Source organism: Rummeliibacillus sp. TYF005 (genome assembly GCF_003844195.1).
Taxonomy (GTDB): Bacteria; Bacillota; Bacilli; order Bacillales_A; family Planococcaceae; genus Rummeliibacillus.
This window is the reverse complement of record NZ_ML122581.1, coordinates 1-24,463: the sequence shown is the minus strand read 5'-3', so window position 1 is coordinate 24,463 and position 24,463 is coordinate 1. Positions and strand designations below refer to the sequence as shown.

At 32.9% G+C, this 24,463-nt stretch carries 32 protein-coding genes; 10 read left to right on the top strand and 22 right to left on the bottom strand.

The window, feature by feature from the left end; translation table 11 throughout:
• Positions 1-78 precede the first annotated feature (78 nt).
• The 8 genes from msrB to CW357_RS15295 form a co-directional block, all read right to left on the bottom strand.
• Positions 79-510, bottom strand: coding sequence for a peptide-methionine (R)-S-oxide reductase MsrB (gene msrB, locus CW357_RS15330; protein ID WP_124218514.1), 432 nt, complete (start codon positions 508-510; stop codon positions 79-81).
• Positions 510-1,037, bottom strand: coding sequence for a peptide-methionine (S)-S-oxide reductase MsrA (msrA, locus tag CW357_RS15325; protein ID WP_124218513.1), 528 nt, complete (start codon positions 1,035-1,037; stop codon positions 510-512). Before msrA ends, msrB begins: the two co-directional genes overlap by 1 nt.
• Before the next feature lie 11 nt (positions 1,038-1,048).
• Positions 1,049-1,630: a YpmS family protein gene (locus CW357_RS15320; RefSeq protein ID WP_124218512.1), complete on the bottom strand. Its 582-nt coding sequence runs from the start codon at positions 1,628-1,630 to the stop codon at positions 1,049-1,051.
• Positions 1,623-2,438: a GDSL-type esterase/lipase family protein gene (locus CW357_RS15315; RefSeq protein WP_124218511.1), complete on the bottom strand. Its 816-nt coding sequence runs from the start codon at positions 2,436-2,438 to the stop codon at positions 1,623-1,625. Before CW357_RS15315 ends, CW357_RS15320 begins: the two co-directional genes overlap by 8 nt.
• 81 nt (positions 2,439-2,519) lie before the next feature.
• Positions 2,520-3,359, bottom strand: a complete 840-nt coding sequence (locus CW357_RS15310; RefSeq protein ID WP_124218510.1) for a DegV family protein — start codon at positions 3,357-3,359, stop codon at positions 2,520-2,522.
• A gap of 455 nt (positions 3,360-3,814) precedes the next feature.
• On the bottom strand, positions 3,815-4,294 hold the full coding sequence (locus tag CW357_RS15305) for a dihydrofolate reductase (protein WP_124218509.1): 480 nt from the start codon (positions 4,292-4,294) through the stop codon (positions 3,815-3,817).
• A 14-nt stretch (positions 4,295-4,308) separates the two neighbouring features.
• Positions 4,309-5,253, bottom strand: a complete 945-nt coding sequence (locus tag CW357_RS15300; RefSeq protein WP_124218508.1) for a thymidylate synthase — start codon at positions 5,251-5,253, stop codon at positions 4,309-4,311.
• A 202-nt stretch (positions 5,254-5,455) separates the two neighbouring features.
• Positions 5,456-6,187 carry a hypothetical protein gene (locus CW357_RS15295; RefSeq protein ID WP_164489623.1) on the bottom strand — a complete coding sequence of 244 codons (732 nt, stop codon included), beginning with the start codon at positions 6,185-6,187 and terminating at the stop codon, positions 5,456-5,458.
• A 234-nt stretch (positions 6,188-6,421) separates the two neighbouring features.
• Between CW357_RS15295 and CW357_RS15290 the strand changes: the two genes are divergently transcribed.
• Positions 6,422-6,835 carry an Hsp20/alpha crystallin family protein gene (locus tag CW357_RS15290; protein WP_124218506.1) on the top strand — a complete coding sequence of 138 codons (414 nt, stop codon included), beginning with the start codon at positions 6,422-6,424 and terminating at the stop codon, positions 6,833-6,835.
• Positions 6,836-6,992: 157 nt separating this feature from the next.
• Positions 6,993-7,409 carry an Hsp20/alpha crystallin family protein gene (locus CW357_RS15285; RefSeq protein WP_124218505.1) on the top strand — a complete coding sequence of 139 codons (417 nt, stop codon included), beginning with the start codon at positions 6,993-6,995 and terminating at the stop codon, positions 7,407-7,409.
• Between the two features lie 78 nt (positions 7,410-7,487).
• On the opposite strand, the gene CW357_RS15280 is transcribed toward CW357_RS15285, so the two are convergent.
• From CW357_RS15280 to CW357_RS15270, 3 genes are all read right to left on the bottom strand, one after another.
• Positions 7,488-8,327: a YitT family protein gene (locus CW357_RS15280; RefSeq protein WP_124218504.1), complete on the bottom strand. Its 840-nt coding sequence runs from the start codon at positions 8,325-8,327 to the stop codon at positions 7,488-7,490.
• Between the two features lie 316 nt (positions 8,328-8,643).
• Positions 8,644-9,237, bottom strand: a complete 594-nt coding sequence (locus CW357_RS15275; protein WP_124218503.1) for a YpjP family protein — start codon at positions 9,235-9,237, stop codon at positions 8,644-8,646.
• Positions 9,238-9,542: 305 nt separating this feature from the next.
• The gene (locus CW357_RS15270; protein ID WP_124218502.1) at positions 9,543-10,160 is read right to left on the bottom strand and encodes an NAD(P)-dependent oxidoreductase; all 618 of its coding nucleotides are present in this window, start codon (positions 10,158-10,160) and stop codon (positions 9,543-9,545) included.
• A 352-nt stretch (positions 10,161-10,512) separates the two neighbouring features.
• On the opposite strand from CW357_RS15270, the gene CW357_RS15265 reads away from it, so the two are divergent.
• Together CW357_RS15265 and CW357_RS15260 are read left to right on the top strand one after the other, a co-directional pair.
• The gene (locus CW357_RS15265) at positions 10,513-11,697 is read left to right on the top strand and encodes an MFS transporter (RefSeq protein WP_124218501.1); all 1,185 of its coding nucleotides are present in this window, start codon (positions 10,513-10,515) and stop codon (positions 11,695-11,697) included.
• Positions 11,698-11,969: 272 nt separating this feature from the next.
• Entirely contained in the window at positions 11,970-12,389 is a 420-nt protein-coding gene (locus CW357_RS15260; protein ID WP_124218500.1) for a MarR family winged helix-turn-helix transcriptional regulator, read from the top strand.
• 41 nt (positions 12,390-12,430) lie between these two features.
• Here CW357_RS15260 and CW357_RS15255 read toward each other — a convergent pair whose 3' ends face one another.
• The 3 genes from CW357_RS15255 to CW357_RS15245 all read right to left on the bottom strand — a co-directional run bounded on the left by CW357_RS15255 (position 12,431) and on the right by CW357_RS15245 (position 14,253).
• Positions 12,431-13,219, bottom strand: coding sequence for a class I SAM-dependent methyltransferase (locus CW357_RS15255; RefSeq protein ID WP_124218499.1), 789 nt, complete (start codon positions 13,217-13,219; stop codon positions 12,431-12,433).
• A complete protein-coding gene (locus CW357_RS15250; protein WP_124218498.1) occupies positions 13,207-13,644 on the bottom strand; it encodes a BrxA/BrxB family bacilliredoxin in 438 nt (145 codons plus the stop codon). Before CW357_RS15250 ends, CW357_RS15255 begins: the two co-directional genes overlap by 13 nt.
• A gap of 261 nt (positions 13,645-13,905) precedes the next feature.
• Positions 13,906-14,253, bottom strand: coding sequence for a hypothetical protein (locus CW357_RS15245; protein WP_124218497.1), 348 nt, complete (start codon positions 14,251-14,253; stop codon positions 13,906-13,908).
• 133 nt (positions 14,254-14,386) lie between these two features.
• Here CW357_RS15245 and CW357_RS15240 point away from each other — a divergent pair, with 133 nt between their 5' ends.
• The gene (locus tag CW357_RS15240; RefSeq protein ID WP_124218496.1) at positions 14,387-15,016 is read left to right on the top strand and encodes a LysE family transporter; all 630 of its coding nucleotides are present in this window, start codon (positions 14,387-14,389) and stop codon (positions 15,014-15,016) included.
• Here CW357_RS15240 and CW357_RS15235 read toward each other — a convergent pair.
• On the bottom strand, positions 15,013-16,395 hold the full coding sequence (locus CW357_RS15235) for an amino acid permease (protein WP_124218495.1): 1,383 nt from the start codon (positions 16,393-16,395) through the stop codon (positions 15,013-15,015). The two genes, CW357_RS15240 and CW357_RS15235, sit on opposite strands and share 4 nt — an antisense overlap.
• 239 nt (positions 16,396-16,634) lie before the next feature.
• Between CW357_RS15235 and CW357_RS15230 the strand changes: the two genes are divergently transcribed.
• The 3 genes from CW357_RS15230 to CW357_RS18355 all read left to right on the top strand — a co-directional run.
• The coding region (locus CW357_RS15230; protein WP_241155126.1) for a YybH family protein at positions 16,635-16,932 on the top strand (298 nt) is incomplete at its 5' end.
• A 334-nt stretch (positions 16,933-17,266) separates the two neighbouring features.
• Positions 17,267-18,127 (top strand): MBL fold metallo-hydrolase, encoded by an 861-nt coding sequence (locus CW357_RS15225; protein ID WP_124218494.1) that lies wholly within the window; start codon positions 17,267-17,269, stop codon positions 18,125-18,127.
• A gap of 324 nt (positions 18,128-18,451) precedes the next feature.
• Positions 18,452-18,619 carry a hypothetical protein gene (locus tag CW357_RS18355; RefSeq protein WP_164489622.1) on the top strand — a complete coding sequence of 56 codons (168 nt, stop codon included), beginning with the start codon at positions 18,452-18,454 and terminating at the stop codon, positions 18,617-18,619.
• 89 nt (positions 18,620-18,708) lie between these two features.
• Here CW357_RS18355 and CW357_RS15220 read toward each other — a convergent pair whose 3' ends face one another.
• Both CW357_RS15220 and CW357_RS15215 read right to left on the bottom strand, forming a co-directional pair.
• On the bottom strand, positions 18,709-18,936 hold the full coding sequence (locus tag CW357_RS15220) for a WYL domain-containing protein (RefSeq protein WP_241155124.1): 228 nt from the start codon (positions 18,934-18,936) through the stop codon (positions 18,709-18,711).
• 57 nt (positions 18,937-18,993) lie between these two features.
• A complete protein-coding gene (locus CW357_RS15215) occupies positions 18,994-19,245 on the bottom strand; it encodes a phage holin (RefSeq protein ID WP_124218493.1) in 252 nt (83 codons plus the stop codon).
• Positions 19,246-19,501: 256 nt separating this feature from the next.
• On the opposite strand from CW357_RS15215, the gene CW357_RS15210 reads away from it, so the two are divergent.
• A complete protein-coding gene (locus tag CW357_RS15210) occupies positions 19,502-19,906 on the top strand; it encodes a hypothetical protein (RefSeq protein WP_124218492.1) in 405 nt (134 codons plus the stop codon).
• On the opposite strand, the gene CW357_RS15205 is transcribed toward CW357_RS15210, so the two are convergent.
• On the bottom strand, positions 19,907-20,149 hold the full coding sequence (locus CW357_RS15205) for a hypothetical protein (protein WP_124218491.1): 243 nt from the start codon (positions 20,147-20,149) through the stop codon (positions 19,907-19,909). It abuts the gene before it with no gap.
• A 149-nt stretch (positions 20,150-20,298) separates the two neighbouring features.
• On the opposite strand from CW357_RS15205, the gene CW357_RS15200 reads away from it, so the two are divergent.
• A complete protein-coding gene (locus CW357_RS15200) occupies positions 20,299-20,730 on the top strand; it encodes a ferritin-like domain-containing protein (RefSeq protein ID WP_367269492.1) in 432 nt (143 codons plus the stop codon).
• 63 nt (positions 20,731-20,793) lie between these two features.
• Here the strand turns inward: CW357_RS15200 and CW357_RS15195 are convergent, their stop codons facing one another.
• From CW357_RS15195 to CW357_RS15180, 4 genes are all read right to left on the bottom strand, one after another.
• Positions 20,794-21,516: a GDSL-type esterase/lipase family protein gene (locus CW357_RS15195; protein ID WP_124218490.1), complete on the bottom strand. Its 723-nt coding sequence runs from the start codon at positions 21,514-21,516 to the stop codon at positions 20,794-20,796.
• Positions 21,517-21,662: 146 nt separating this feature from the next.
• Entirely contained in the window at positions 21,663-22,247 is a 585-nt protein-coding gene (locus CW357_RS15190; protein WP_124218489.1) for an N-acetylmuramoyl-L-alanine amidase family protein, read from the bottom strand.
• A 54-nt stretch (positions 22,248-22,301) separates the two neighbouring features.
• Positions 22,302-22,682 (bottom strand): VOC family protein, encoded by a 381-nt coding sequence (locus tag CW357_RS15185; protein ID WP_119417051.1) that lies wholly within the window; start codon positions 22,680-22,682, stop codon positions 22,302-22,304.
• A gap of 448 nt (positions 22,683-23,130) precedes the next feature.
• Positions 23,131-24,222, bottom strand: a complete 1,092-nt coding sequence (locus CW357_RS15180; RefSeq protein ID WP_124218488.1) for a PRK06851 family protein — start codon at positions 24,220-24,222, stop codon at positions 23,131-23,133.
• Positions 24,223-24,463: the final 241 nt, after the last annotated feature.

Sequence of the window (24,463 nt, the reverse complement as noted above, 5' to 3'; positions counted from 1 at the left end):
CCGCAGGGATTATATATTTTCACAGAAAAAGCTGATGTACTCTAATTGGTACATCAGCTTTTCTTCTATTTTATAAAGTTAATCTTCAAATAACTTTTCAAATTGTGCATAGCCAGCTTGCGCTAACTGATTTTTTGGAATAAATCGCAATGCAGCTGAATTGATACAGTAGCGAAGTCCACCCGTTTCAATTGGTCCATCTGGAAATACATGACCAAGATGTGAGTCAGCTTCTTTACTTCTTACTTCTGTTCTTAACATACCAAAGCTTGTATCTGTATGTTCAATAATCCCTGTTTGTTTTACAGGTTTCGTAAATGCAGGCCAGCCACAACCTGATTGAAATTTATCTTTTGAAGAAAATAATGGTTCACCGGAAACAATATCTACATATAGTCCCTCTTCAAAGTGATTGTCATATTCGTTGCGAAATGGAGGTTCTGTACCTTTTTCTTGTGTTACATGATACTGCATCGGAGTTAATTCTTTTAAACGTCTTTCTTTATCCATCAATGTGCCCCCCAATTATCTTTTTGAAATGCAGCGCGACCTGAACCAATTGAATAAAGTTCGTAGTGAGAAGGATTCTTTTTATAATAGTATTGGTGATACTCTTCAGCAGGATAAAACGGCTTTGCTTCTAAAATCTTTGTTGCAATTGGAAGATTGAACTTTTGGGATTCTTCTAATGCTTTTCTTGATGCTTCCGCTATCTTTTTTTGTTCTTCATTATGATAAAAAATTGCTGTCATATATGATCTACCACGGTCATGAAATTGTCCACCAGCATCGGTTGGATCAATTAGCGTCCAAAAAATCTCCACTAGTTTTTCATAAGGAAAGATTAGAGGGTCATATGTGATTTGTACTGCTTCATAATGGCCAGTTAAATCAGAGCAAACTTGTTGATAACTTGGATTTTCTACATATCCACCTGTATATCCCGAAATAACCGACTCGATACCTGGCTGCTCATCAAATGGTTTGACCATACACCAGAAACACCCTCCAGCAAAAGTCGCTTTTTCTAGCGCCATACAAAAACCCCCTATTTTTTAGGAATTACTACGTCTAGTATAATGCGATTTTCCTTTAAATTGAATTCTTTTGCTTGTACTCTTCCTTCTAAATTATCGCCCAAAGGAATTTTCATTTCTGTTAAGTTTATATAGATTTGCTCTTCTTTCGGTTGAATAACCATCCAATTTGGTAATTCAACCGAATCCTTTAATAATTTTAAGGCCGTCGCTGGTGGAATATCGAGCATCCCTACTTCTATTGTTTTTTGCTTCAGTAATAGATTTCCATTAACAATAGTTGGCTCAAATGTCATAACAATTGGTAAATCCATATCAAAAACTGGTAACGTTCCGCTCAGTGTTACTTGTTCATCAACATACATTTTGACAGGAATTTTAGAGCCTTTCATCGAATTAGATATGAGCTGATTAGCCAAATTTTCAAAGTCATCAGCAGTTGTATTTACTTGTAGGTGACTTCCCTCAGGTACTTCACTTGTTGCTGGAGTAGGTGTTTCAGCTATTGGTCTTGTAATAATAAAAACAGTGGCAGCTATTGTTAGAATAACTACTGAAAAGAGGAGTATAAATGCCATTTTCCATTTATTCATCTAAAGACTCCTCCTTAAAATCAAATTGTCCTTCTGATAGTTTATTCAAATTTACTTCATGTAGTGTTTTAATAATTCTTGCTGTCAATAGATCATATCCTTTTGCATTAGGATGGAAGAAGTCACTATGATATACAAGATTATCATTAGACTCGAATAAATCTTCAATATTAATAAATACGGCATGCTCATCATTATTAGCAAATCCACGTATATCTGAATTCCATTCGCTCATGATTGTATTCATATCTGATTCTTCTTTTGTAAAAATTGACAAAGGATTATAAACGCCTATTAATATAATAGGGGCATTTGGATTCCGTTCACGAATCAATTCCATAATGTTTTCATATCTTTGTTGAAACGCAGGTCTTTTTTTATCAAATGCTTTCTTATCTAAATTTGTAATATTGGTACGAACAATTTTCATTAAATCGTTTCCACCAATTGTTAATGTAATAAAATCTGCCTGTTTAAGAGCATCATCAATTTTACCAGATTGGATTTGATCTATTAATTGATCGCTTCTCCGTCCTCTTTTTGCAGTATTTATAACAGTAACAGACTTAACGCCTTGCCATGTTTTCATTTCTTTATCTAGGCGACCAACATATCCTTGTTTGTCTAATTCGTCTCCAACACCTTGAGTTAAAGAATCCCCTAAAGCGACATATTGTATGTCTTTAGATTTAATCATTTTTGTAACTGCTATTTTTTTGTTTTCATCTTTTGAATTTCCACTATTATCAGTAATTCCGCAAGCAGCTAAGAGCAAAACGGATAGGATTAGTATTAACCTTTTTTTCAATTTCATTTCTTCCTTTCATGTCGACTTTGTCGCTCAAATGAAAAGAAAGCAGGGAATGTTATTTTAATCCCTGCCGCCCAATTAGTCTGTATAATATGAAATACCTATTGCACCTGGCCCAGTATGCGTACTAATGATTGGCGATGTAAAACCAAGCTTCACATTTTGATAGCCTGACTCTTCAATCATTCTTTTTAATGGTTCTCCCATTGCTAAACCATTTGCATGAGCAATTCCTACACCTTTAATCGTTTTACCCTTAGTATTTTCTTGGAATTGCTTAAAAATATACTTAACTACTTGTTTATGGCTCCGTACTTTTGCGACAGGATTGTAAGCTCCACCTTCAAGTGAAGCAATTGGTTTTATATTCAATAATGATCCTATTAAACCAGTCCCTTTACCAATACGACCACCTTTTATCAAGTTTTCAAGTGTATCCACAACTACAAACAAATTTGTATTTGAACGAATATGATCTAGTCTTTCTATAATTTCTTCCATTGACTTGCCTTCTTCTGCCATCTTCGCCGCTTCTAAAACTTGGAAACCTAAAGCGTAAGAAATATAGCGGGAATCCACTACTACAACTTTGGATTCTGACATTGTTGCTGCTGCTTCGGCAGATTTTACTGTTCCGCTCATGCCACCAGTCATTGTTATAACTAAAACTTCGTCTCCATTACTACCAAGTTCATCAAACAATTCTTTAAAAACACCTACAGCTGGTTGAGAACTTTTAGGCAATTTAGACGTATTAGCCATTTTTTCTAGAAATTCTTCAGGACCAATATCCTTTCCATCAACAAATGTTTCTTGATCAAATTGAAAAGTTAATGGAACTATATGGATATTATATCTTTCAATTTCTTCTTTTGTTAATTCGCCGGTCGAATCGGTAACAATATGAATTCGTCCCACATTGACACATCCTTTAGTAGATTCATTTCATTATAAAATGATATCGCTATATAGTAAACTATTAGCCTTTTATTTTGGTGAAAACCTTATCATATATTGTACTCACGAATTTCACATTAAACATGTGACATTTGTCAGTTATATTATGGATTTAGAGAAAAAGTAGATGAAAGTTAATTTGGTTTAAAGAGGTTCTTTTCGAGTGTTTTCGATTAAGCAGGATATAAAAAAGTTGGATGTCTTCTATATTATGCATTTTATTTGAAAGAACATGTATAGAAATATTTATTTTTCATATATTCATTTTTATAAACTAGAGAGCTACATTTAAAAATTCAAAACAAAAATCGCTCCTCCACATTGAATGAAAAAGAGCGATTACTCAAAAATAAAATTATATTCTAGGTCTAACAGTCCGTTCTTTCAGATTCTACTAATTAAACAATCGTCAAACATTATTTCTTTTTGAAGATGAAATAAGCGAACTTTATACCTTCTTTTGTTTCAAAGGTTTCTGATTCAGATACTTTTTTCCATTTATTACCTAATTTAGGGAAAAATGTGTCACCCTGGAAAGTGTGTTGTATTTTTGTTACATAAAGAACATCTGCAATTGGAAGAGCTAAACGGAAAATTTGTTCTCCTCCAATAACCATTATTTCTTTTTCTTCTTTTTTAGCAATTTCTAAAGCTTCCTCAAAAGAATGGGCAACTACAATACCTTCTGCTTTGTAATTTGGATCTCTTGTTATGACAATATTCGTTCTTCCTGGTAAGGCTTTTCCAATAGATTCAAATGTTTTACGCCCCATAATCATTGGTTTACCCATTGTCGTTTTTTTGAAATAAGCTAAATCCCCTGGTAAATGCCAAGGCATCTTATTGTTATAACCCATTACACGATTTTCATCATAAGCTACAATCAATGAAATCATCCTGCTTAGCCTCCTCACACAGAAATTGGTGCTGATATACGTGGATAAGGATCATATCCTTCAATTATCAAATCCGTTATTTCATAATCAAATATCGAATCCTTGTCCGTTTTAATCACTAACTTTGGTAACTCTCTTGGTGTACGTGACAATTGCTCTTTTACTTGAGACAAATGATTCTTATAGATATGTGCATCCCCTAAAGTATGCACAAAGTCTCCAACCTCTAAATCACACTCTTTTGCAATTAGATGTGTAAGCAATGCATAAGAAGCAATATTAAAAGGAACACCAAGAAATACATCTGCACTTCGTTGATATAATTGACAAGACAGTTTTCCATTTGCTACATAGAACTGGAAAAGAGAATGACAAGGTGGTAATGCCATATCATCAACTTCAGCTGGATTCCAAGCTGTCACTATATGTCGTCTTGAATTGGGATTCTTTTTAATCGATTCAATAACATTTTGAATTTGGTCAATTGTACCACCTTTTGCATCCGGCCACGAACGCCATTGCTTTCCATAAACTGGACCAAGATCTCCATATTTCTTCGCAAATGCTTCATCTTCTAATATATTCTTTTGGAAAATGTTCATTTGCTCATCATATTGTTCTTTAAATTTTTCATCTTGCAACACACGATGTCCAAAGTCTGTCATATCTGGTCCTTCATATTCTTCACTTTTTACCCATTTTTCAAAAGCCCATTCATCCCAAATATGATTGTTTTGTTCAATTAATGTACGGACATTCGTGTCCCCTTTTAAAAACCACAATAATTCTGTAGCAATTAAGCGAAATGCAGTTTTTTTAGTAGTCATTAATGGGAATCCATCTTGCAGATTGAATCTCATTTGATAACCAAAAACACTCCATGTACCTGTTCCTGTACGATCTCCCTTATTATTACCATTTTCTAAAATATGGCGGCAAAGGTCTAAGTATTGTTTCATCGATATAGCCTCCAATTACATACTAGTTCATATGATAACACAAAAATGATGCAGTATTAATTTCTTATTTAACTAATCGTCACCAAACATACTAACAGCTTATTCGCATTAATAATAATAAAGAAAATGGAATCATTGATTGAAAAAGAAAAAAGTTATACCCCAAAATTTGTTTTAGGCATAACTTTTTTCTCTATAATAGTTAATCATTTTCTGAACTTCGATTATAATTTTTTTCACGTAGTTTCTTATTATTTTGATCTAAATATTGTGAATCTGAATCTGATAAATCATCTTCGTTCTTATTTTCCAATTCATCTTGAAGATTATCCGTCAGTTTTTCTTGAATAGATTGGAGATTTGTGTCTAAATCACTTAGTTTTTCTTGCTTATGCTCTATATTTACCCCTCTTTTTGCATCTTCCTCAATTTCCGATTCCATTACCGCTTTTTGACCTTCCATCTTATGGGCAAGTCCGTGTAGCATCTCGGCTTGGTCTAGTGACACCGCTTGGGTAAAAAGCTTTTCATCATCACTTTTTGGCGTTTTTTTCTTATCTTCCTGATCTACTCCCAGTGCATTACTACGACTTTCGGCTTGATTTTTTGCAATTTGAGAATCTAAATCTGCAATTTGCTTTTCATAATCCTTCAATTGTTCTTTAATACTTGATATATCGCCACCTGAATCAAGCGTATTTTGCATTAAATCACTTTTTTGTTCCATTAATGCATCTCTCTGCTTCATCAAGCTTTCAATCATTGAATCTTGCTTTCCCTGTTGCATATTGCCGAATAACTGTCGAGCTTGTCCACTAATAGTTACGGTATCTTTAAAAATATTACTTTTTGAAAATACACTTTGAGACAATGTTTTCGAAGATGCTGCTACACTAATTGCATGACTTGTAGGTTCTTGCATAGATATTCGCATTAAATCACCTCTATTTATATATCGGTTGAAAGTAAAATTACTATAGAAGTGAGTAGGTTTGATGGGAAATTTATGTACTAACATTTATTTCATTAGATACTTTTATATTAAGAAATTTCAAATTATTTATCACTCTCTTTACAAGAGTGATAACAAATGATATTATAATAACTGTAAAGAGGATCATTTCAATGATTCCCTTTCGAAGAAAACTAAAAAAAGAGGTAATGTACTATGTCAAACTTATTTCCAACAAGTCGTGATTTCTTTTTCCAAAAATTCTTCGATCAAGCATTTGATTCTTTCTTTACGCCAATGACTCAACCAAATGTAGACATTGAAGAAAACGATCATTCTTACGAGGTTACTATGGATATTCCAGGTATGAACAAAGAAGACATCAATGTCACTTATAACAACAACTTGCTAACAATTGAAGCACAACAAGATCAAGAAACTGAAAGTAAAGATTTAACGACTAACTACATTCGACGTGAACGTGTATGTCATTCATTCAAACGACAATTTGTCATTGAAAACGTCAACTTTAAAGGTATTAAATGCAAATACAAAAACGGTGTTCTTAACATTTATCTACCTAAGAATGATCAAGTTTTAGTCGAAAATCATAGAATTGAAATAGAATAATTTCTTCAACTTTTAAACCTATATCGATCAATAAAAGTTTAGCCAGATGCACTTTGTATCTGGCTTTTTTCAGTATATTTTTGTATAGATTGCAAATGATATGATTTGAATGGAAATTTAAATCCCTTCAAAAAATAAGTCAAAAGAGGTATGTCATATGTCAAATTTATTTCCAACAAATCGTGATTTCTTTTTCCCGCAATTATTTGATCAAACCTTCGACTCTTTCTTTTCTAAGATGAATCATCCTAGTGCTGATATTGTTGAAAAAGAAAACTGCTTCGAAGTAAAAATGGATATTCCAGGTATGAAAAAGGAAGATATTCATGTTACTTTTAATCATAACATCTTAACAGTTGAAGCAAACCAACGTCACGAGGCCGAAAACAAAGATGAGTCTTCAAATTTTATACATCGTGAGCGTACCATTCGCTCATTCAGACGTCAATTTGCTATGAATAATGTAAAATCTGAGGCCATTGAATGTAAATATGAGGATGGCGTATTAAATATTACATTACCAAAGCTGGATCAAGAAACAATTGAAAATAGTCATCGAATTGAAATTCAATAAAGTGAAACTCCTTTAAAGGGTTTTCTTAGAAAAAATAGAGGGCAAAATTGTTGTCCTCTATTTTTGAATTGCTTCTTTTTATCTTGGTCGTGAAAAGCCTTTACCAATAATATCTGAAGCATTTAAGAAAATGACAAATGATTCGGTATCTCGATTTTGAATCAGCTCTTTTAAATAAACTGCTTCAGATTGTTCTACCACACTAAATAATAACGCTTTCTTATTACGTGAGTATCCTCCTTCAGACCACACTTTCGTAAAACCACGATCAATTTCATCTTTGATAAGATGAGTTACTTGTTCTTCATTTTCAGTAATGATTAAAACTAGTTTAGATGAAGAAGAATGCAATTGCACGAGATCAATTACTTTACTACAAATATAAATAGTGATCATCGCATACAAAGCAAGTTCCAGGTCAAAGACGAACATTGCTGCAATCACAATGATTGCATCGATCATCATTTGCGCATAGCCACTTGATAAGCCTGTGTATTTTTTTATCAATTGACCAATTATTGTTGTTCCACCAGTTGAGCCTTTTCCTCTAAAAACAAGCCCTAATCCCACTCCTGTAATAATTCCACCATAAATAGCTGCTAGCATTGGATCTTCAATTTTATAAGGTAAATATGAGGTTAAACCGATAAATAGAGGTAATAATATTGTCCCGACTAGTGTTTTAACGCTGAATTCTTTTCCTAATAAAAAATAGCCAAGAAAAAATACAGGAATATTAATACACCATTGTACGATTGCTGGGGTCCAATTATACAAATCAAATAGTAATGTACTAATACCTACAACACCACCAGCGGCTAACTTTGCCGGCAACAAAAAAGTGTTATAAGAAATGCTAACTAATAGCGCTCCCAATGCTATTAAACTATAAGAGCGTAATTCTTTCGATATAACCATATGTAAATTCCTTTCCGTTTATTTTCCATATATCTCTATTATTCATTCAATTATTTTACCTGATTTACCCCTCATTAAATAGATGCTTTTTTATCAATTGAAACAATTCAAAAAAATATTCCAGCAACTTCGGCGCATAAAAATGCCCCATAAATAATAGGTGCTTCTATCATTTACGAGGCTTGTTTGTTGTTTAACAATATTTCACACGCATTTTTACATATACAAAACGCGACGGTTGTAACCTAAATATACACATTATTTGTATGCACTTTGTTATGTCTATATTTGTAAAAACATTAAATGGTTTAAACTTTTATGACAACCATTTTGGTGGTGTATTCTTTGACCAATAGATTTCACCTAAATTATAATGGGAAGCAAATTGGTCTTTGTATATGTGATAGTGGAAATTATAATAGTATCCGTCAAATGGACGATTTTCTGTACGTACATGGAAACGGATAACGTCTTTTCTTGTTGTAGTGTTGTAGATATGAAACATTTTTTCAGAATAGTCACCACTTGGTTTTTCTGTGATTGCTAAGTTTTTTATATCTTGTTGATCCACATTTTCTAACGTCATATGAATAGCTTCTTCAATTTTAGGAAAGATAATATTATTGAACTCGTCCTCAATTTTCGGACCAATTTTACTGCCAAATTTTATATAGGCTTGTTCTTTAGCATTTAGTAGTACATTATCAGAAAATGCTTCTATATCAGTTACACTATCTTCAAATACTGTATCTATGTAATTATGTCTTGTCGTTGATTGCTTAGAAAGTTGGGTTTTATGATTAGTATTATGTTCTAACAGGTTTTCCCAAATTGCATGACTTGGTGTGATGAAGCCCAGGGTTAAAACCGCAACTGTTGAAACTAATAGTTTTTGGAGTCCTTTTTTCAACTTAAATACACCTACTTTTGAACATTTTTTTACATCTCTTATTACTAGATACGAAATTTGTAAGTAAAGGTTTCATCTTTTGGCAAATCATTGTACAATAAAGTAGAAATAATTTGTTCGTTTTTGTACAGAAGGAGGGCAAACTTTTATGTCAATCGCAATTGGTATTGGATTTTTACTGCTATTATTCTATTTAATGTCTCTTTGTATCACAGATTAAATTATCCATTTTAAAATGGTTAGAACTATGAGATTTTCTCTCATAGTTCTTTTTTATGTCCAAAACCGTACCTCTAGTTGCTATTTTAATATGCAATACCTACAGACTGATGAATATATTGTGAATCTTCCAGTACTTTCATGATGAAGTTTGCTACGTCAGCTCTAGCTATGCTTCTTCCCTTTTCAGGAATACCCTCTGTTGCTTCTCGATAACTTCCAATTGGATCATTATTAGTTAACCCCATTGGTCTAACAATTGTATAGTCCAAATTATAATTGACAATTGTGTCAACAGCATGTCGGTGATCCGATAAAGGATTTTTTAATGTCTTCATAATCATCTTACCAGATATTCCAGGAAGCTCTCCATAGATACCAGCGGAAGCTACATAAACAATTCGTTTTACCTCGTGTTTTTGCATACCAAGTGAGATATTCTCTATCATATTGCCTAATTCAGTCGATTCCTTTAGTCCCTTGCTTGAGCCCAAACAAGAAACGACAGCATTTTGTCCTTCAATTGCAGCTGCCACATCATCAGCTTGAAGAGCATTTCCATGATATATATGCAAAAACGGATGTGAAATTTGGATTTTTGATGGCGTACGTACAAAAGCTGTTACTTCTATACCCTTTTCAAGTGCTAATCTCACTACATGTTGCCCTACTCCGCCGGATGCTCCAAAAACAACTATTTTCATCTATTCAACAACTCCTATCAGAATCATTATATCTAAACCCATAGTAGAATTTCATCTATAGAAACTCCCAGGCTCAAAAATTTTTTAAAAAGTTCTTGATAACATGTTAAAATGCTATTATACTTATTTTTGTTACCTAAGATAACAATTACCTAAGATAACAATCAAATAACTACTTCTATACTTCTAACTTTCTTAATCATACTGGCCCTCTTACAAAAATTAATCTTTAATTTAATCCCGCAGTAATGGGCAGTAAGAACCCACCTCAAGTTTTTATTGACTTAAAAACAAGTATTTAAATCAGGAAACTTAATATTATACGAAGTAATTTAACGAAAAGGAGATATATATGGAAAAAGAAAAACTATGGACAAAGGATTTTATCAGTATTACTTCTATTAACTTCTTTTTAATGTTGACTTTCTATCTACTGATGGTCACCATTTCAGTTTTTGCCTCAGAGCACTTTGGAGCTAACGAAAGTACATCTGGATTAGCATCAAGTATTTTTGTTATCGGAGCACTGTTCGGTCGTATTTTGGGAGGAAAGTATATTAATAGTTTTGGTCGTAAGAAAATATTATTATTAGGTATTTTCATCATGATTATTAGTTCTATTATCTATTTTATTCCTGGTGGTTTAAGCTTATTAATGGCTAATCGTGTCCTTCATGGTTTTGGCTTTGGGATTGCAGGTACTGCTACAGGTACCATTGTAGCTCAAGTTATTCCAAGCAGTAGAAATGGTGAAGGAATTGGTTATTTTGCGCTTAGTATGACACTTGCAACAGCCATTGGACCATTTATAGGAATTTTTATTTTAGAGAACTTCCATTTTAATGCAATCTTTGTATTTTGTTTAATATGTATCGTAATTAGCCTGATTTTATCTATATTGATACATGTACAAGAAATTAAACTAACTCCAGATCAATTAGCTGAGATGAATGGATTTAAACTATCAAATTTCATCGAACGAAAATCTGTGCCAATTACACTAATTGCAACTGTTACTGCATTTTGCTACTCTGGTGTTCTTTCATTTCTAACATTTTACGCAAAAGAAAATCATGTAACAGAAGCAGCAGCATATTTCTTCGTAGTATACGCAGCTGCCATCCTAGTATCTCGTCCATTCACTGGACGTCAGTTTGATCTAAAAGGTCCAAACTTTGTCATGTATCCAGCAATCATTTGTTTATTATTAGGATTATTTATCTTAAGTCAATCAGAAACGGGATTGGTCTTATTAGTTGCTGGGGCATTGCTTGGAATTGGTTATGGTACTTATATGTCGAGTGCTCAAGCCGTTGCAATTTCAGTAGCACCTCCCCATCGAGTGGGACTTGCTACTTCTACATTCTTTATCTTAACTGACATTGGATTAGGTATTGGGCCTTTCATCCAAGGGCTATTTATTCCATCAGTAGGATACAATGGTTTGTATGTTATTTTAGGTATTTGTGCAATTCTATGCTTACCATTACAACATTTCTTATACGGGAAAAATACACCCAAAAAAGAGAAATACTAAATTCAACTAATCTTTTGCTTCAAATCGTAATTAGGGATATTAATGGCACGAGATGATTTAATAAGTTGAAAAAGCGGGAAAAGATTAATTTTCTCGCTTTTTCTTTTCAAATAAGAAATACTTTCGCTATATTCATTTACAAGATTACATTTAAGAAAATGACTAATTAAACTCCAGCTTATTAGCTGTATTCATTTGAAATGCACTTCAATAACTCCTATACTCAAGTAGACAAAATAATTTAATCAGCGCTACTCTGGAGGTTGTTTTCTATGGATGAAACAAATTTTTTCCATAACTTTTTATTGCTTTATCGTCCTTTAAATAATGTGTTAAATAAGAAATTAGAAGAATATAATCTTTTTACATCTCAATGGTCCATTCTGTTTTATATTAATAAATATGAAAATATTACATTAGTTGAAATTGCAAAACACTTATATGTGGAACGACCAACAATCACAAGAGCTGTTTTAAAATTAGAAGAGCTCGATTACATAGAGCAAATTCATGGCAATAATCGCCGTGAAAAAAGAATTCAACTAACACCCTTAGGTCAAAATGTTTATAATGACATTCGAAATTCATTGGATACGTATCAACGACATGTTTTATCTGGAATTTCAGATGAAGAAATGAAAAAGATGATTCAATTAATGGAGACAATTCGTAATAATATTGTCGAAGAATAGAAAAAAAGAACCTGCGATCAGTATAAAATCGCAGGTTCTTTTTATAGTTCGATGATTCCATAATGAAACTTCGCATTTAAACGAATATCTCGCTTGAAATGATAACGTTCAAAAAGTGGTGATCGAAAGTGTGCTTTTAGTACGACTCTTTTTTTCGCTACTCGTTTTGCTTCATAAACCCATTCATCCGTTAATGCCTCATGTAATCCTGCATCTCTCAACGGGGCAAAGTTATTCGACTCTTCAATCGGTTCTTCAAACATAGGATCCATATAAACAACATCAAATGAATGATCAGGTTGTTTTTTTAAATAATCTATCGCTAAGATTGAAATAACACGAATTCGTCCCATACATTTTAGTAATGGTAATTCTGTAATGTCATATCTTTTCATACCTTCACAAACTATAAATGCTACGTTAGGATTACCTTCACATCCCACAACTTTACCAGTCTCTCCAACTGTATAAGCTGCTAACATACTATCAGAACCTATTCCCAAGGTACAATCTAGCATTGAATCTCCCTCTTGTAGATTGACTGCCTCTAAAAAAGGATCATGTTCTCCTCGTGCAACTCGCTTTAATCGAAATGCTGCAGAACTTGGATGAAAGAAAAAAGGTTCTGTCACTCCATATGGATAATATTCATAACGATTTTTTCCGGCTACAATCACATTTGCAGATTCATATTCAGCTATTTTTTTTACAGATCTTTTTCTTCTCTCTATAAAAGGTGCATTAAGAGCCTTACTAGCTGCTTCAGCTAATCGAAGCGACTGATTGTCGGGACGTCCAGCTGTTGTTACAATTGTTTTTAATCGGCACATACTTGGTCAAGAACACCCGCTAAATGGTCACGAACTTGTTCCATCGCAAATCCCTCAATTTGTTCACGTGGAATAAAGTACGCTAAATTACCATCTTTCCAAATAGCTACAGATGGTGAACTTGGTGGAACTTCTTCAAAGAAGCTACGCATTTGTGCAGTTGCTTCACGATCTTGTCCTGCAAATACAGTCACTAAATGATCTGGTTTGTGCTCAGCTTGTTGAATAGCTTCAATAACAGCTGGACGAGCAAGGCCTGCAGCACATCCACAAATAGAGTTAATCACTATCAATGAAGTTCCTTTAGATTCTTGCATATGATCAGCCACTTCATCAGGTGTTTTTAGCTCTGTAAAGCCAGCATTAACTAATTCTTCGCGCATTGGTTTAACAATGCCTTGCATATACTCTTCGTATGGATTCATGGTTTCATCCTCTTTCATATTTTTTCAGATTCCTTGATAAATAAGGTTTTTCACTACCTTATTGTATATGCACTTTCATATTATTTCATCCTTTTTCACTCTTTATGTGTTTTTTATGTGAGTTTTATAAGATTTTAAAAAAGCACTGATTATATTATATACCTATAATCGTCGCTGATAGCATTGAAATGGTTAAAAAAACCAGGTGACCTTAATTGGCTTCCCGGTTAAGAATGATTGAAAATCATCTTGTCTTCTATGCTAATTATTTTTACTTCCTTTTTGTTTATCATTCTTTATTTCACTCATCGAACGATAAATTTGTGTATTGATCGAACCTTGAACAATTTGTTCTAAAAATAAGTCGCCTATTAAAGCTAAATACTCTTCATCATCGTACATTCTTTTATTTTGTATTTCCATCTCCGCTAATCCATCGTATGTCGAAATAAGCGAGTACGTATGATCAGGACCTGTTATTGGGACTAAAATATCTACCTTATGATTATAGTTTTCGTTTCGATACTTTTTTATTTGTTGAATATTTTCAATTCCTTCATTAAATTTATCTTGCTTAATCTCAAATGTTTGATGAACATAAACAGTCATTTAATTTCTCTCCTGTAATAGCTTTATTAGAGTTCTTCAACCTTTGGAAATTCCCAAAAAGTTGTCCTACAAACTAACCCTTTTGAATAGCATGTTGTTACAAACAACTTTTTATTTTTAAGGAGCCAATAATTTGAGTATTTTTTTTAGTTATGTTTTCCTCGGAATATCTCTTGCAGCACCAATTGGTCCAATTAATGCCGCACAAATAGATAAAGGTATTAAAGGGGGCTTTTTCCCCTCTTGGTTTGTTGGACTAGGTGCTATGTGCGCAGATGCTTTGTATATGCTGACAGTATACCTTGGAGTAATAAATTTTTTAGATACACCCTTTATGCAAACCTTATTATGGTCTTTTGGCTTTTTTGTACTTGTATATACGGGGATTGAAAGCATTGTCAGTGTAGGTAAAACCATTCAAAGGAGTAATGATCACAATATTTCTCTTACTAAATCATTTTTTTCAGGCTTTTTCATGTCTTTATTAAATCCACTAACGATTCTTTTTTGGCTTGGAATTTATGGCTCAGTACTAGCTAAAACTGTAGTAGAATATGAAACAGCCGATGTTATTCTTTACAGTTCAGCTATTTTCCTGGGACTATTTTTTTGGGATATTACTATGGCATGTGTAGCAAGTAGCTTTAGGAAGTACCTAACTACGAAACTTCTTGCTTTTATATCTATTGTGTCTGGATTATCTCTTATTGGGTTTGGCGTTTATTTTGGTATTCAGGCAGTAAAACTATTAGCAAGTCATTAATAAATCCCTCTCGGAAATATATTTTTTTCTTTTTTCTTCTTTTTGGATTTTCCAAAATGCATAATAAGAACGACTGTCAAAATAATTAGGAGAAACACTATACTTACAAAAAATCCAGGTCTGCTGGACTCATGAAGTAATGTCCCGCTAACTGCTAACAATATTAAAATCATTCCAATAATTCTTTTAACATGGTCGAAACCAGTAGCTTTTATTAGCTTTGGAAGAGAAATAAGTATAAACACCCAGTTATATAAAAGCATTAACCCTGCTGCTGTTGTAATGTATTCATACACAGAATCTGGCATTAGACGTGATAAAACAATGGAAATAATCATCCCACTTATTGTTAATGCTAATGCATAAGGTGGTACTTTAAGTTTTCCCTTTTTCGAAAAAACTTTTGGAGCGTCACCATCTTCTGACATCGTTACTAGCATACTGGTGACAGCAAATAAAGATGCAGCCATAGTTGAAAAACCTGCTATGATGATTCCTCCAATAAATACATGAGGGAAAAATGAAAGATTAAATTTATCCAGAGCAATGATAAACGGACTCTCCTCAGTATTAAATTTATCAACTACTACTAAGCTTGTCGCTAAAAATATGGAGGATAAATAAATAATTGTTAGGATAATTAACATGATAGTATTTGATTTTTGAATCTCTTCTTTCACTTTAAGTCTCGTCGCTAATATACCTAGGATTTCTATTCCACTAAAAGCATAAAAGCCAAAAATTAAGGAAGACCAAAGACCTGTAATTCCTTTTGGTAAAAACTCTTTCATAGAATTGTGTACAAGAAAGTCTTTACTACTCCCTCCAAAAAAGCCAAATAGAACAGCTATAGCCAAACAGATAAACATTAAAATAGCTGCAATTTTGATCACTGCAAAAACATTCTCGACTCTTTCAAAACCTTTAGTACCTATTAAAACGACAGTAATACCAAGAATGGCGTATCCTGTAGCAAATATCCAAAGTGGAACATTAGGATACCAAAATCGAGAAAGAAGAGAAAGGGCCGTTAACTGACTACCAGATATTAGCATTTCGGAGAACCAATAAACCCAACCGCTACTAAAACCTGCCCACCTACCATATGCTAATTTTGCATAAGAGCGAAAAGACCCTTTTTGAGGGTTTTGTGCTGACATTTTGCTAAGTGCATTAGATACTATATATGTGCCAAGAGCTGCTAGGATAAAGGAAACAATAATGGAAGGGCCAGTTTTTAATATACCAATTCCTGATCCCAAAAAATAACCTGTCCCAATAATAGATCCAACACCAATAAGGGACAGTTGCCACCATGCCAATTTCGCTTCTTTTGTATTTTCCTTTCCTTTACTTTTATTACGAATTGGTATTTCCATGATTGGACTCCTTTCTTCGTTTCGTGTTTATTATTCTCGTAGAGCCTAGATTTATTCAGAACGAAAAAGGTAATATACACAATTATGTATTAAAGGAATAATTGAGGATATAACAATTCATCCAATCTCTCATTAATCTGTGTTAGACTACCTTTAAGAAAAATTGAAGGGAGATTTAATTATGGAGATATTACATAATTATATAAAAGCGACAAATACTCATAATTTTGATGAAGTANAATTCTTCATCCTAATGCCACCTATTTTTTCACTGATCAGAATTGTACAACTCACGAAGAAATAAAGTCTTACTTTGAGAACGCTTGGTCATTAGTGAAAAATGAAAATTATGAAGCTCGTGATGTGAAATGGGTATTTACTGGAAGTCACTCAGCAACTTGTACTTATACTTATTTTTATGAAGGATATATAAACGAAAAATATACAAGTGGTTATGGAAGGGCAACGAATGTCTTTGTTAAAGAATCTGATAATTGGCTTCTGATTCACGAGCATTTAAGTCCATTCCCCCACTGATCCTTCATTGGAGTAATGTCTAGATTTCTATTCTTCTTTTTTCCTGGTTATTTATGTCGAACAATACTACACAATCAATCATACAGTTTCCTGAGATTATTCTAGAAAGTATAAATAAACCTCAAGTTGTTAAAAATGAAAATAGACGGTGTCGAGAACCGTCTGCTCTTAACCATAACCCTCTTCGTTCGTGCGCTTGAATTCCCGTTCAAGCGTGCTTTTTTGGGTTTCATTGATATCTATTACATTCAGTTTAATCTCAACAATAGTTGGGATGAAATAATTTCCTTTTAAAAGGGAAGTATAAAATCGAAGGATCTAAGGAGGTAGGAAAATGGATCAAGACATGAATTACGGCAATGATTATAAATATATTCCCGTAACTTCTGTAGGAAACGGGAAGGGTATTGAGTTATTACCAGACTTACTTTGTTACACTATCCAAGTTGTGAATATGTGTTTAGTTAGAAATTTGGATACAAATGATTTTGTTTTAGTAGATGCAGGAATGCCTAAATCAGCAGAAGAAATTATTTCAACTACCGAAAAGTATTTTGGTGAAAATAATCGCCCGAATGCTATTATTTTAACGCATGGTCATTTTGATCACGTTGGAGCAGTTATTGATTTGGTTAAACATTGGAAAATCCCCGTTTATGCTCATGAATTAGAAATACCCTATCTAACAGGTAAAAAAAGTTACCCAGAACCAGACACAACTGTGGAAGGTGGAATGGTATCAAAACTGTCTTTCATATTTCCTAATGAGCCAATCGATTTGGGGGATAATGTAAGACCATTACCTTTTAATGGAACAATCCCTCATATGCCAGACTTTAAATGGATTCACACACCTGGGCATACTCCTGGTCATGTCTCTTTATTTAGAAAAAAAGATAGGACACTAATAGCAGGGGATGCATTTACTACAGTTAAACAAGAATACCTTTATAAAGTTTTAACTCAAAAGCAAGAGATCAGTGGACCTCCAAGATATCTAACTACAGATTGGAAAGCAGCTAAGGAATCCGTTATTAAATTACAAGCATTAAAACCTGCTGTTGCTGTTACCGGACATGGATTACCCATGTCTGGCGAATTGTTGACCAACAGTTTACAAAAACTTATAAAGGATTTTGAAGAGATAGCTGTACCTGATTACGGTAAATATGTGAATCCAAAAAACAATAATTGATGGATTTTTGTATAGAGAACCCCTCCAGAGAAAAGAGGAGTTCTTTTGGGATCTCTCTCCTTTTTTCAATTGTCTTTTTTTGCAGATACGTATACTTTAAGACGGACTTTATCAACACTAGGCTAAGTACAATTTGCTTTTGCACACACTAATTCAACATGTCTTTCATAATTTAATAATAAAAGAAAAATAGAGGGAGGCATTAGGTTGGCTAATAAAAATAATTATCCTAATTAATTTAATAATGAATCACCTGACATCCTTGCTGCCAGGCTAGCCCTTATTGGGTCATTTCTCACTACTATTGGAGATGGATTAACTACCGTGGCCAGTAGTATTGTTTTACAACAGTTATTAGAAAACAATAATAGTCAAGGTAATCAAAATTCAAATAATCAATTACCAAATAATCAAGCAGGTCAATCAAAACAAATCGAAAGTTTACAAAGGCAAGTAGACTATTTAACTAGGAAAATAGAAAAAAGAAAATAGGTGCAAAAATAAGCGATGCCAGGAACATACAAATGGTTGAAACCATGAGACCCCAAGTTTGTTTTATGGTTTCTTTTATTTTTTAGTAATTACTCAATCATTTCATTTTCTTTTTTAATAACTGGTTCAACAGCTAGCACTTGATCTATGAAAAAAGTACGTTGGGCATGTTTTTTATAACAATAGGCTCGGAATTTATCATCCCTTATCTCTAATATCTTCAAGCGTCTTTTTGTAATTCCCCCTAACTTTGACATGTATATAATAGTTACTAATTGTTGACGCTCCAACGCTTTTTGTAATTTCTCCTTCAGCAACATATCCCCTTTTTTGCATATTAAATGTTTTTATGAAGTGGAATAATTATGACCGCCCTATTTTAATCCTTTTTCTTTCAAACATTTCTCTTGCTCCTTTGCCTTTTTGGTAACGATATAACTGTTCTTCCAAACACCATACCCAATAAGAATAAATGGTACAGCTGCCATCACCATATCTGTAAAACTATTTATCACTTTTGGCGTAAACCATTTAGGTGCTACACCTATCGAATCCAGAAATAAGTAAATCGTTGAGAGCAATCCACCAAAAAGTGCAATATATTGTTTTAATTTGTCCGCATTCATCTAAGTCTACCCTCCATTTTTTACTTGTCCCAAATCCTATAAATTGTCTTCTATTTATACTATTCACTTAATCTGGTTAAGATTCTTAATATCATTAAATGAAATCTAAATAAACAAACCCGTAAAAAAGTAATTCTTAATTACGGGTTTGCCTAGTTTTATACTGCACTTATCATGCATATATATTATATGTGTACCACCATTAGTACTTGTTTGTGTTTAGAAATTATTTTTTGAATCATGGAGGGATCTTACTTTGAAAAGACCAATCGGAATCACACTAATTAGTTATATATACATTTTCGGAATAGCGACTTTAATCGCTACGACATTTTTCTTTGATCAAATCGCCAGTAACATTGAATTTGTTGAAAAACTCGGTTTACCTAATTTCCCAGAAGAATTATTCCGAGTTGTTATCGCCATTGCAACTTTAATAATCATATATGGATATATGAATTTAAAACCTTGGGGATTTTGGTTAATGATTCTTTACTGTATTAGTTTCGGAGCTATAAGCTATCTTATAATACTTTCATATAATAAGCAGTTATTTATAGGGAACTTCGTATGGTCCTCTATTGTTTTAGTCTATTCTTTAGCGGTCCATAAAAAATTCTTTAACAGGAATGAAACAAGGAATATAAAATTTGCTCGATAACTATTTTATAAAATGATCTGTTTCAAGATAACTTTTGATAAAATGAATGCATTGCTCAACTTCACGAAAACATTCATGAAAAAGATCTGTTTGAAGTACTTCAAAAAATCGATTTGTTCTACGAATGCAGATGTTAGAATATGTAATTTCTTTTCCGATTTTCAAATTATGTATACCTTGAATAATAGATTCTAAATTTGCTTGTTTATCTGCGTATTCAAATAAATCTAATTGATTTTTCATAGTTAACATCTCCTTACCACATTATTATTCGATGTTTTTTGGTCAATTCCTTCCTTAAATAATATCGGGCTAATTTTCTAATATTTGAAATTAGACAAGTTCCGCAGTATCCCAACCTTTCATAAAGTATTTAGTGGGAGGGATATCTATTGGATTTTAATAACTGTGATCATCAAATGCAGTATTCTGTATTGAATGACCTAACAAAAGCAATGGATGGAGAACATGAAGCAATATGTTTTTACGAAATGCTTGCTAATATGGCACCTAAAGCAAGTATGAAAAAGAAAATCTTAGAAATAAGAGAAGATGAAATTCGCCATTTTCATATGTTCGAACATATTTATTTTTGTTTAACAGGATGTCAATATCATCCACAAACTCAGCCAACCTATCCGAAAAGCTTTCTACATGGCATTGATAAAGCATTCCACGATGAGCAAGAAACAGTGGATTTTTATCATTCTGTAGCTAGAAAAGTTCATGAGCCTTGGATTAGTTGTGCGTTTTCTGAAGCTGCATCTGATGAACAAAATCACGCTGTTTGGTTTTTATATTTCATGCAAGTTTGCAAAAACTAATTATAAAAAGAAGGATGACCTAAAGGCTTTTTAGAAGGCCTAGGTCATCCCTTTTTTACATAGCTAATTATCCATATAAGGTCTTAAAGCATTAATCCATATAGCATAACCTTTCCCATTTAGGTGAAGGCCATCACTAGTATATTGGCTATCCATATGGTCGTCTTTCAAGAACTTGTCATGAATATCTATCATCAGAATCTTATGCTTGCTTGCTAATTTTTTTAAACCTGTATTTAGACTTACTACCTGTGAATTGTGGACACGATAACCGTATAATTCGTTGTTTACAGGTAATACAGATGTCATAATAATTTTAGTAGATGGGCTTTTTTCTTCGATTGTTGATAGAATTTTGTCATAGTTTTTTAGAGTTTGTTCTTCAGTAAATCCTTTTGATATATCATTTACGCCAATCATTAATACGATTCGCTTAGGTTTACCACTTGTAATGGTATCCAATCGCTTTAAAAGACCAAATGTAGTATCTCCACCAATCCCACGATTAAGAATTGGTGCAATCGGAAATTCTTCAGCCCATTCATTGTATAAAATCATACTATCCCCCAGCATAACCGTGGATTCCCTTGTCACTGATAGTCTTTCGAACAATGTTTGACGTTGGTCATAGTGTGCTTGACGTAAAACAACCGACTCTTCATTTATTGACTTTTTATCCATCTTCGTTTTCATCACAGCAAGACTATTCGTTTGGACTATCACAGTAATTAACACAGCCATCAACAAAATATTGATAACAAATGATATTCTTAATCTTTTTTTCATAAAAATCACCTACAAGCAATCATTCCGTATATTTTGTAATCTATGACTCTATTTTATAATTTTTGGTTCCTTTAAGCGAATATTACCCTTTTTGAAATAAATATAAATGCCATTGACTGCGTTATATCTGTAACGAAAGTTTAAGGTTAGAATCTGTCCTTTATAAGCGAAATATACTCTAGAATTCCTTCAACAATTGCATTTCCTTGCATTTCTAATCTTTTCCTATCTCTAATCCTTTTTATATCAATCGTCGAGTCCATAAAACCACCTTCTATTAATATTGCTGGCATCGTTGTTTCCTTTAGTACAAAATAATTGGCTTCTTTAATACCTCGATCCTTTAGTACCATGGCTTTTACAACTTTGGGATGAATACATTGAGCAGCTATAGTTGACTTCGGATTTTTACTTTTGGGCATCATGACAAATGTTTCTACACCTGTCCAAGTTCCCCATTTCCCTGTGTTTGCATTGTGGTGAATTGATATATATAGATCCGCTTGTTTAATATTGGCTAGTTTAACCCGTTCAATTAGACTTCTATCTTTCTCTCCCGTCGGATCATCAACTCGAATATATTTAATCCCATTTGCTTTACGTAAACGTTTTTCAATTGTTTGTACTACTTTGTTATTAAAATGCCATTCCTTTGCCCCATCGGGAGTTTGCTTTCCAGGTGTATATTTTCCATGTCCTGCATCGATAGCTATTAACCAATTCTTTTTCATGAATAATCCCTCCTCTATTAATCAAATAGAAGAGATTTTCAAAAAAAGGACATTTTATTTATTATCTTCATTCCATTCTAATAGTTCAATTCGATTGCCAAAAGGATCGAATATGTAGATTCTGTTTGCATTAGGAAGTTTGTCATCTTCTAGAAAATCAATTTTGTTATTTGAAAGATGTTTTTTCAATTGCTCAAGGTTATTTATTTCAAAAGCTGGATGTGCTTTTTTCGCAGGTGAAAAGGGTTCTTCAATTCCGATATGGATTTGAATATTTCCAGAAGCGAACCAAACTCCGCCATTTTTCTTCAATGTATCAGGTTTTTCAATTTCTTCAAAACCTAATATTCCTGAAAAAAATTGACGTGATACATTTTCACTACCTTTAGGAGCTGCCAATTGGATATGATCAATCGCTTTAAAATGGAATACCATCATCATCATCTCTCTTCCTATATTTAACTTTTATACTAATATCATCTATCACCAGCTACATATAAATAAATTTAATTAAAATGATATTATTCTATAAATAATACTTATGTCTTTTAAACTATTCGAATACTTTAAATCACTTGTTAAAAGGCAGTAAAAAAACAAAGGCCACTCTTATAAAAAGAGCAACCTCTGTAATTATGAAATGGATTTGAATATGATTAAAATTACTTCTAATACAATTATCCTTTTCATTATTAGGTAAATGGTAGGTAATTGTTAGTGACTATATTGGTATTTAAACTGTTTAGCCTTAACTTTTCCACTTTTTAATTTAGTCTATAATATGCCTTAACTGATCTAATAATCGCCTAATCCGCAAAAAAATTATGACAATTCAATGGATATTTTATATCTTATTTTCGTTATGTGAATGGATTTAATAATTTTATTTCAACATTTTGGAGATAGTTGATGTAATATCATTTTGAATATTTTCAACGATATTAAAATCAGTAGCATCTATATATATTCTCCTCAATTTTTCATGTATTTCTTTTGCTTCAGCTAAATTGGCAGTTCCTTCATTCATCTTCTCACGATAACGAGAGGCAATATCGCTGATTTGTTTCTCATATATCTCATCAGTTGCTGGTGTAATCGCAATATGATAGAGATCGATAATTTCATCTCCTTCTCTACTTGGAAAATACTCATGAGGTGCTGTACTATCGAAAATCGCCATACCTAATTCCCGGAAAATCAGCATATCTAAACTGTTTGGATCAAAACCACAATGGTAAATTTCTACGTCAAAGCCTTTACTCTCTGCCGTTTCCGCTAATTTTTTTAAAAGTGTTGACTTACCAGAACCCGGTCTTCCCTTTAAAAAATAGCGTTTACGGAGTCCTTCTGTTAAATTAGGTACAAAGTCTATAGCACCTTTTGGGGTAGCTGCACCTAAAAAGCGATGACGAACGTTTGCCTCCTTATTTAGCTCGATATCTAGAAAGAATCGTTCTTTTAATTCTTCTGTTAGACCATCTAATTTTTCGTAATCCATATTCGTTATATAAATAGATTCCCATTCATCATGAATCGATAATGCTTTTGAAAATGCATCATAAGCTTTTGCATAATTGGTTTCTTTCTGCTCGATTAAATGTTTGATCTTATCTTTTTGAGCTACTAATCTTTTTTGATTCCACGCTATGCCAAGATTCACATATTCCTCAACTACTCCAGCCACTTTGGGTTCTAGAATATGTGGAGCCGTACCATCTACAATAGCAATTTTTGCTGTAGATATAATGACACCATCAAGTGCATCTGCATCTGAAGAGCAGTGAATGTACTCCACATCATATCCTTGTTCATTGAATACTTTCGCTATGTTTTTGATCAAAAATGATTTACCATTTCCTGGTCCACCTTTTAAGATGAATACCTTATCTAACTCAGAAAAGTTAATATCAAAAAGGCTGTAACTTCCTTTAGCGGTATTTCCATCTGCAAAGTAATGGTATTCTCTCCCTTTCACTTTCAATAATTCTCCTCTCAAATGAGATACGTTCTACATTGTTAGGGTATGCAAAATAAGAGATATAGGTGCGAGCCTAGTTAACACCATTATGTAAAAAACTAAATAATTACTTTCATAAAATTTATTATAAGGAACTCAGAAATTATTGAACTTCTTCATATTATTCACACTTTTTTAGGAGATAAAACTTGTGATAAGTAACTAAAATAGGCTCTTTGTAAATAGTTGGGGTGGGGAC

What these genes read in the sequence shown, in the direction of transcription:
- msrB (WP_124218514.1), bottom strand. Translation starts at nt 510, where the DNA reads ATGGATAAAGAAAGACGTTTAAAAGAATTAACTCCGATGCAGTATCAT.
- msrA (WP_124218513.1), bottom strand. Translation starts at nt 1,037, where the DNA reads ATGGCGCTAGAAAAAGCGACTTTTGCTGGAGGGTGTTTCTGGTGTATG.
- CW357_RS15320 (WP_124218512.1), bottom strand. Translation starts at nt 1,630, where the DNA reads ATGAATAAATGGAAAATGGCATTTATACTCCTCTTTTCAGTAGTTATT.
- CW357_RS15305 (WP_124218509.1), bottom strand. Translation starts at nt 4,294, where the DNA reads ATGATTTCATTGATTGTAGCTTATGATGAAAATCGTGTAATGGGTTAT.
- CW357_RS15300 (WP_124218508.1), bottom strand. Translation starts at nt 5,253, where the DNA reads ATGAAACAATACTTAGACCTTTGCCGCCATATTTTAGAAAATGGTAAT.
- CW357_RS15295 (WP_164489623.1), bottom strand. Translation starts at nt 6,187, where the DNA reads ATGCGAATATCTATGCAAGAACCTACAAGTCATGCAATTAGTGTAGCA.
- CW357_RS15290 (WP_124218506.1), top strand. Translation starts at nt 6,422, where the DNA reads ATGTCAAACTTATTTCCAACAAGTCGTGATTTCTTTTTCCAAAAATTC.
- CW357_RS15285 (WP_124218505.1), top strand. Translation starts at nt 6,993, where the DNA reads ATGTCAAATTTATTTCCAACAAATCGTGATTTCTTTTTCCCGCAATTA.
- CW357_RS15280 (WP_124218504.1), bottom strand. Translation starts at nt 8,327, where the DNA reads ATGGTTATATCGAAAGAATTACGCTCTTATAGTTTAATAGCATTGGGA.
- CW357_RS15270 (WP_124218502.1), bottom strand. Translation starts at nt 10,160, where the DNA reads ATGAAAATAGTTGTTTTTGGAGCATCCGGCGGAGTAGGGCAACATGTA.
- CW357_RS15265 (WP_124218501.1), top strand. Translation starts at nt 10,513, where the DNA reads ATGGAAAAAGAAAAACTATGGACAAAGGATTTTATCAGTATTACTTCT.
- CW357_RS15260 (WP_124218500.1), top strand. Translation starts at nt 11,970, where the DNA reads ATGGATGAAACAAATTTTTTCCATAACTTTTTATTGCTTTATCGTCCT.
- CW357_RS15255 (WP_124218499.1), bottom strand. Translation starts at nt 13,219, where the DNA reads ATGTGCCGATTAAAAACAATTGTAACAACAGCTGGACGTCCCGACAAT.
- CW357_RS15250 (WP_124218498.1), bottom strand. Translation starts at nt 13,644, where the DNA reads ATGAATCCATACGAAGAGTATATGCAAGGCATTGTTAAACCAATGCGC.
- CW357_RS15245 (WP_124218497.1), bottom strand. Translation starts at nt 14,253, where the DNA reads ATGACTGTTTATGTTCATCAAACATTTGAGATTAAGCAAGATAAATTT.
- CW357_RS15235 (WP_124218495.1), bottom strand. Translation starts at nt 16,395, where the DNA reads ATGGAAATACCAATTCGTAATAAAAGTAAAGGAAAGGAAAATACAAAA.
- CW357_RS15225 (WP_124218494.1), top strand. Translation starts at nt 17,267, where the DNA reads ATGGATCAAGACATGAATTACGGCAATGATTATAAATATATTCCCGTA.
- CW357_RS15215 (WP_124218493.1), bottom strand. Translation starts at nt 19,245, where the DNA reads ATGAATGCGGACAAATTAAAACAATATATTGCACTTTTTGGTGGATTG.
- CW357_RS15205 (WP_124218491.1), bottom strand. Translation starts at nt 20,149, where the DNA reads ATGAAAAATCAATTAGATTTATTTGAATACGCAGATAAACAAGCAAAT.
- CW357_RS15195 (WP_124218490.1), bottom strand. Translation starts at nt 21,516, where the DNA reads ATGAAAAAAAGATTAAGAATATCATTTGTTATCAATATTTTGTTGATG.
- CW357_RS15190 (WP_124218489.1), bottom strand. Translation starts at nt 22,247, where the DNA reads ATGAAAAAGAATTGGTTAATAGCTATCGATGCAGGACATGGAAAATAT.
- CW357_RS15185 (WP_119417051.1), bottom strand. Translation starts at nt 22,682, where the DNA reads ATGGTATTCCATTTTAAAGCGATTGATCATATCCAATTGGCAGCTCCT.